The sequence below is a fragment of the Candidatus Thorarchaeota archaeon genome (assembly GCA_021498125.1).
Lineage (GTDB): Archaea > Asgardarchaeota > Thorarchaeia > Thorarchaeales > Thorarchaeaceae > B65-G9.
This window is the reverse complement of record JAIZWL010000006.1, coordinates 121,676-128,959: the sequence shown is the minus strand read 5'-3', so window position 1 is coordinate 128,959 and position 7,284 is coordinate 121,676. Positions and strand designations below refer to the sequence as shown.

Sequence of the window (7,284 nt, the reverse complement as noted above, 5' to 3'; positions counted from 1 at the left end):
TGCACCACCCCACAAAGACTTATGAGGACCCCTTTCCTTATTTTTCATGGGTTTTGGCCCCAGTCGCAGAAGAAGATCCCAGATTGAGGGGATTGAAACGCGACCGCGAGCACGCGAGCGCAGCTACTACTAGTCGCAGAAGAAGATCCCAGATTGAGGGGATTGAAACATCCGCAAGCGCGCCCTATCTCTATCTTATGACTCGTGTCGCAGAAGAAGATCCCAGATTGAGGGGATTGAAACTGATTGCATTTCTTACTGGCGCAGGAATTGATAGTGTCGCAGAAGAAGATCCCAGATTGAGGGGATTGAAACATAGAGTCTATAACCGCAATTAGCGCAATAATTAAAGTCGCAGAAGAAGATCCCAGATTGAGGGGATTGAAACATGTCAACTCTCTCTTGTAAATCACGGTCCTGTTTCAGTCGCAGAAGAAGATCCCAGATTGAGGGGATTGAAACAAGCCTCGCGCCTTCGTCCACTTGGCTACATCTGCGTCGCAGAAGAAGATCCCAGATTGAGGGGATTGAAACGGAGTCCCTCTTCGGTCCTCCCAATTAACGCATCCTCTAGTCGCAGAAGAAGATCCCAGATTGAGGGGATAAAAACAAGTCTTGCTAGTCAAAACGTGATGACTGTATTTTAGCGGGTGCATTTTTCGTGCTCATCACACCGACTCATCTGCGAGTCTCTCCTCAAGAACGATCTGTATGATACAGCCTCGTGGGCAGGTCGTATCAAGCAGAGGTCACCGCCCACCTTGTATCTCGGAGAGGACCTTGATGTGGTCGGGGACAGCGACCTCAGACTTGATCGTATAGACAGAGCATCGAACGTCAATGATCTGTGCAGGTAACGACACAGAAAATGGTCGTCATGCTGTTGCTTGTGCCTCCTTACGCATCATGCGCCTGCGACCACCCCTGAACTATACTTCCGCAGAAAACCCTCATCATCCGTTAAGACGATTGGTTTGACCTGAAAGATAGAATCATGCGTGCGATCAAGGAACATCGATCGCGCAGTGAGCATCACTGCCGGAGGACGCAATGCCTCGCTCTCTCGGGCGTCGTGGTATGAGACGGACTGTTTAGAGAGGGCCAGATCCAACAGTACAGCGACCTCGGACAAGTCCACATGTGACGGGTCGTCCACAAGCATGATCAAGACATATTGTCGCTGCGAGTTTGCTGCAACCAACGTAAAGTCCACAAGAGGCACATGTGATCTCTCGGTCATCTCCGTGACCGCGTCCTCCACCTGTATATTTGTGAGCTGCGCCCCTGCCACAGTTGTAGTAGTGGTGATCCGACTCACATTTGTGATACGTACGGGATTGGTCGCGGTCACAGTGACAATATCGCCAAGTCGCAGACGTGTCCATCCGAAGAGGTTTGTGAGGACCACCTCGTAACGCTCACCCGCACGCACCTGGGATAATGAGAGGACGGGCGGAGAGGGAAGATGACGTTTCTCTAAGGGGATGAACTCAAAGTAGTTGACATGTGAGGCGAGATACATCGTGTCATCAGGATCGATCTGTGCTGCAAAGGTCCCTTCACTACCGCTATAGGTCTCCAGATAGGTCACTGTTGGAAACGTCTGATGCATGTACTGGAGATAGGGGCGCATGGAGAGTCCCGCACCCATGAGAATGCGGAGATTGGGCCAGAGCTGTGCGATGTCCAGCAGGCCTTGATCGTCACGAGCGTCCCGCAACTGGCGAGCAGTATCAGTTCCCTCGAAATGAGCAATAAGCCTGTCAGTAGATCTTCGCACTTCTCGAAGGAACATGAGCTCGGATAGGGGGAGCCCTCCCATGCTTCCCAACCTTTTGATGGCAACAGCATGAAGCATAAACCTCCACATCCGCTCTTGTGAATCACGTATCTCGAATAGTTCGAAAGGGGGATGCATATTGCGACGCATAAAACCCCCCGCAATCACACGGGACACCCCTGAAAGCCAACCCACAGGTACCCCCTGCACCTCTGTGACACGCGGCAGAGAACCAATGAGAAGGAGCGGTCCTACAGGAGAGGTATCGCTTGTATAGTGGACATACCCCATGATCGGCAGACCCATGACCCGCTGTGATGCATAGAGGCCTCGTCGGGTGAGGGGGAGCCGCTTTGGATTGCCTGACGTCCCCGACGTGAGCGCAAACCAAAATATGTGGTCATGCGTCAGGGTGCAGGCCGTGGGATCTGCAAGACACGCTTGGAGATAAGGGGCCATATCCGCGTGAGTGAAGAGGGGAACTCGCTCTCTGAACTCGTCTACGGTAGAGATTTCTGCAAAACCATGTTTCTTTCCAAACATCGAGTCTTGGTTCTCTCGAAGGACCGAGAGCAAGAACTCGTCTGTGGTCGCAGGGTCACGCAATTCTTTGATTGCCTTATCCACGGCGCGTTGCGCCATGTGTGAAAAGATATACTGAAGAAGCCTTCTCACTATTTACACCTACCTCATAACTCAGCGTGTGCACCAGCTCTTAAAAACAGACATGAATTTGAGGGCGTATCTGCGTGTGCGAACACTACCGATTCATATCCGGGGCAGCCAGGGATCACCGACAATCCCGTTCGCAAACTCACGTGAGAGATCCATACTGAGCCCAAGTCTAATAATAAAAATAGTTCGAAAAGATCGCATGCACGACACAGAAGTAATTAGTAATACACGCACACAGGTAGTCATACCGACTTGAATAATTGATAATTAATTAACGTCGATATTAGGAGTCTAGCTGAGTATCGATCAGAGGAAGAAGATGACCAGCCTTCCCCTGAAGAGAGATCTCCGAGACCGTAGTGAGCGGAGTGGGTTCAACATTAATCTCGATGAGAGTACCGCCATGATTTTTCACGACAAGCGGGAATGAAGCGGCGGGTTGAACCACAGCCGAAGTGCCGATGATCAGGCACACATCAGCACGGTCCAATTCCGCATAGACTTTAGAGATCACATCCGGGTCCAGACTCTCGCCGAACCAGACGACATCCGGCCGAAGCAGATCGCCGCACTCCGGACATCGGGGGACTCCCACGGCGGGGCGATCAAGCAACGCGTGATAGGAACAGTTCACACACTTCACAGCCCAGATATTTCCATGGACTTCCAACACATGCTCAGAGCCAGCACGCCTATGAAGACCATCGACGTTCTGAGTGATCACCGTCTTCAGCAGGCCCTTGCGTTCCCACGCAGCAAGCATATAGTGCGCGGGGTTAGGCTCGCAGGAGGCAATGAGACCCTGTCGCCACTCGTACCATTCCCAGACAAGTTGCGAATCACGTGCGAAGGCGGACGGAGTGGCAAGGTCCATTGGATCATAATTGCGCCAGAGCCCGTCCTTTCCTCGGAACGTGGGGATGTTGGACTCACGAGACACCCCTGCACCGGTCAATGCAATAAGATGTTCTGCATGGCGAATGATCTCAGCCGCCCTTTTGATCTCGTCGTCGTTCATCGAGAGAAGAATATGTGAACAACCACATAATACTGACGGTGAGGAAATATGTACGTGGCAACAGCCTTATTAATCTAAAATCTTCACTATTGTTAGCAATAGACGAAGTGAGTGACAGCAGTGCCACGTGGAGTAAAGAGAGACGGCAGTCCAAAGAAGAGAACATGGATGATGCCGCAAGAAGTAGAAGTCTGGTACATTCTTCCAGCAATCCGGAGGGAACTTGCGAGGGCCATGATCGAGGCTGGCCGGAGGCAGAAAGACATAGCGCGGATGTTGGGGATCACAGAACCAGCCGTATCACAGTACAAGCTCCGCAAGTCGGAGACCGCAAGATCGAGGGGCGACACCATTGAATTCCCCGATGACATAATCCCGTACATAAAGAAGGCTGCGAACAACATCATGGAGGCGTGGGATCATCGGACAAGTGATGCAGCGGTCTATGAGGACATGACCCGCGAGATCATCCACCTCATCAAGATTCTTCGTGACGCAGGAATCATATGCGAGGTTCACAGGCAACAGGCAGAACATGTATCTGACGATTGCCATGCTTGCATGGACTGATCAGAGCAGTTGGAGAGACTGCGCGCGACGATAGAATATAGACGCAGTAGGTATTTGAGGGAAGACCGAAGGAATATATACAGCGTGAGTTGGAAATGCAACACCTGCTCTGGGAGAGTGAAGATAGATGACTGGTGAGATCCTTGCTGATCAGAAAGACGGTATTGCCATAGTGACGATCAACCGTCCGGAAAAGCTCAATGCTGTCACCTATGACATGCTTCGAACATTTGAGGAAAAGACATCACGATTACTAAATGATCCAGAGGTCTTCATCGTCATTTTCACAGGAGCGGGAGAGAGAGCCTTCAGTGCAGGATTCGATATCGACACGGTCAAGGGTCTCAAAAAGGACGAGTACCGTGACTTCTTCAAACTCTTGGAAAAGACCGTCGCAACGATCAGGGATGCACGCAACTGTATCACAATCGCCGCGATCAATGGCTACGCAATGGGCTTCGGTGCAATCATAGCCTCCGCATGTGACTTCCGTTTCGTCACGGATAATGCCGCCTTCAAGCTTCCGGAGATTGACCTCTCCATCTTTCCGGGGATGGGCGCAGCATCAGGACTCTTGCGACTGGTACCGGTCTCAATTGCAAAGGATATCCTTCTCACAGGACGGACCGTTCCTGCGGGCGAGGCAAAAGAGATAGGACTTGCAGACAAGATATTCACACAGGCCGATCTAATGAAGGAGACCTTGGCATTTGCAGATACACTCGCCAAGAAGGACAGAAAGCTTCTCATCCGGACTAAGAACCTACTTGATACGATGGCTGGCCGAGAACTCGCAGACGCTGCTGATGTCGAGTCGATGTTCACGGACGAGTGGATACGCGAATTTGAAGAATCGTGAACGGGGCTAATCGATACCATTCAAGATCGGTCCAAGCAAGATATGATTATTAGACGGGCCAGTATAGCCTATTCACACTGAACTTGAACATGATAGGATCAGGCGAGTTCGATGCCACTATTTGGAACAACGGATATCATTCGGGATATTATTCTTGTCTTGGATTCAGCAGTAGTCATCTATACCTCACTGTTTGCGTTTGTGCTGTTAGTGCAATGGCTTCGAAGTCCGATTCGCAGATGGTCCGACAGTACTATCAGCTGGTCGATCTTCATGTTAGGGATGGCTCTTAACAGCTTTTTCTTTATCCTGTCAGATTTCATATTTATCGAAGATCCGTTACTGTCTCTAATGACAAAAGCAGGCTACCTGGCCATGATGATCGCACTGCTGGCGTTCTACTATGCGATGGAGGCGATCATTCCGTATCTGCCAAAGCATGCGGTATCTGTCCCCGGACTGCTACTAGTCGCCATAACTATTTTCGTCCCGTATAATGTTCTGACAATAGTGGCTTTAGTGGCAAGCCTCATTGCGTTCTTTGTACTTTGCCTCTTCCTCATCTATGCAGTTCGTAGCACTTCGGGAACGGTACGGCATAGCATGGAAATAATATTCATCGCCTTTTTCATTGGCTTTCTGGGGTACGTTGGCAGAAGTGATTTTGCATACTACACGCTTGGAGCGAACATATACATCCTCGCAGCCCTCTTTCTTGTCACAGGCCTTGGAATCATGGGGATCACACTACTCTCATCACCTGCCCTTGACGAGTTGGACTGGTACAATCAAATATACGACCTCTTTGTGATACATTATAGTGGCCTATTGATCTTTCACGAGAGTTTCAAGGAAGATTCCACGGCCAATGAGGACCTCACAGCCGCAGGAATTACAGGGGTCCAGTCATTGTTCAAAGAGATCCTCAAGAGCGATCAGGGTCTGAGCAGTATGTCAGTGGGCGACAAGCACATTCTATTCACGCAGGGGGAAAAGTTCACTACAGTGCTCATAACCAAGAAACCATACAAGATCCTGCTTGAGAAGGTCAGAAGTTTTACTCAACAGTTCCAGCTTGTCTATTCGGAGGCCCTGGAGAAGGATCATGTTGAGGCGATCAAATACGAGCGCGTGTACAAGCTGGTCAACGAGATCTTTGCGTCAGAGATTAGTAATATGTAGACTCATCGTCTGAGATCACAAGTCAAAGAGAGTATCACCTTATTCGGTAGATTAAAGGGCTGGATAGTATCACCAGAAGAGCAGGGGATTAAATTATGAAGCGAGAAGTAGTTGCAACAGACAAAGCTCCAAAGGCAATAGGCCCTTATTCGCAGGGAGTCGTCGCAGGAGATTTTGTCTTCTGTTCGGGCCAACTCCCAGCGGACCCTGAAACCGGTAAATTACTCACCGGCTCGATCACCGAGCAGACGCATCAAGCCCTCAAGAACATCAGTGAAGTGCTCAAGGCAGCAGGGACCTCCATGAGCAAGGTCGTCAAGGTCACTGTGTTCCTGCGTGACATGAACGATTTTGGAGAGATGAACGAGGAATATGCAAAGTGGTTCCCCGAGAACCCTCCGGCGCGGGCTGCGGTACAAGTTGCCAGATTGCCCAAAGACGTAGGTGTCGAAATCGAGGCAATTGCCATAAAATAGTCAAAAAAAGGGCAATTTGCAACCAGAACAATCTTTTTCTTGGTTATTTTTATTGAGATATACGTAGTGAATATGAAATATCACTGATTGGAGACACTCAAAAATGACCAACCACACCTCGCGCAGTGGTATCAAACAGATACTATCACAAGCAGCCTCACTGATCTCAAAGGCCAGATATGATGAGGCACGCAAGACGCTTGAGAGAGGTGCATCGCTCTATCCTCGAAACAAGAGTGTCTGGGAACAGATGGTCGCTGTGAGCCTAGCGCTGAAGAAACCAAAGGATGCAATATCCGCCCTAGAACACATCATCCAGATAGATCCCAAGTCAGAGCGTGCTTGGACTGACAAGGCATACCTACACCTGCTGCTGAACGAGAGCGATGAGGGAATTGAGGCACTGCAAAAGAGTCTGAAACTCGAACCACGAAATCAGCGTAAGTGGTTGCTCCTTGCAAATGCGTACATGATATTGGAGAGTTTTGAAGAGGCGATTGCTGCACTTGAACGGGCTATCCTTCTCAACCCCAACTCTGCACCAGCATGGTATAACTATGCGATCTGCCATTTCTTCATAGGCGAGTATCAAGAAGCACTCGCAGCCGCGGAACTCTCCTTCTCGATTGACCCGGAGCTTGAGTTTCTTGCCGAGGACTGGATCAGCATCATCAAGTCAGGGACCCTCTCCATCGAAGATTTTGATATTGAGATAGCCTCATAG

The 7,284-nt window shown here is 49.9% G+C and carries 7 protein-coding genes and 1 CRISPR repeat array; of the genes, 5 read left to right on the top strand and 2 right to left on the bottom strand.

Translation table 11 applies throughout. The features are described 5' to 3' along the window. Window positions 1-62: 62 nt before the first annotated feature. Window positions 63-610: direct repeats of the CRISPR family, unit length 37 nt; unit sequence GTCGCAGAAGAAGATCCCAGATTGAGGGGATTGAAAC. 294 nt (window positions 611-904) lie between these two features. Beyond that, window positions 905-2,455, bottom strand: coding sequence for a GH3 auxin-responsive promoter family protein (locus tag K9W43_12270; protein ID MCF2138000.1), 1,551 nt, complete (start codon window positions 2,453-2,455; stop codon window positions 905-907). Between the two features lie 283 nt (window positions 2,456-2,738). Continuing rightward, entirely contained in the window at window positions 2,739-3,473 is a 735-nt protein-coding gene (locus K9W43_12265; GenBank protein ID MCF2137999.1) for an NAD-dependent deacylase, read from the bottom strand. Between the two features lie 111 nt (window positions 3,474-3,584). Here K9W43_12265 and K9W43_12260 point away from each other — a divergent pair, with 111 nt between their 5' ends. The 5 genes from K9W43_12260 to K9W43_12240 all read left to right on the top strand — a co-directional run bounded on the left by K9W43_12260 (window position 3,585) and on the right by K9W43_12240 (window position 7,284). After that, on the top strand, window positions 3,585-4,043 hold the full coding sequence (locus K9W43_12260; GenBank protein ID MCF2137998.1) for a hypothetical protein: 459 nt from the start codon (window positions 3,585-3,587) through the stop codon (window positions 4,041-4,043). A 127-nt stretch (window positions 4,044-4,170) separates the two neighbouring features. After that, window positions 4,171-4,902: an enoyl-CoA hydratase/isomerase family protein gene (locus K9W43_12255; GenBank protein MCF2137997.1), complete on the top strand. Its 732-nt coding sequence runs from the start codon at window positions 4,171-4,173 to the stop codon at window positions 4,900-4,902. A gap of 111 nt (window positions 4,903-5,013) precedes the next feature. Next, complete coding sequence (locus K9W43_12250; GenBank protein MCF2137996.1) at window positions 5,014-6,084, top strand: hypothetical protein; 1,071 nt, start codon at window positions 5,014-5,016, stop codon at window positions 6,082-6,084. Between the two features lie 95 nt (window positions 6,085-6,179). Then, window positions 6,180-6,560, top strand: a complete 381-nt coding sequence (locus K9W43_12245; GenBank protein MCF2137995.1) for a RidA family protein — start codon at window positions 6,180-6,182, stop codon at window positions 6,558-6,560. Window positions 6,561-6,663: 103 nt separating this feature from the next. Beyond that, the gene (locus K9W43_12240; protein ID MCF2137994.1) at window positions 6,664-7,284 is read left to right on the top strand and encodes a tetratricopeptide repeat protein; all 621 of its coding nucleotides are present in this window, start codon (window positions 6,664-6,666) and stop codon (window positions 7,282-7,284) included.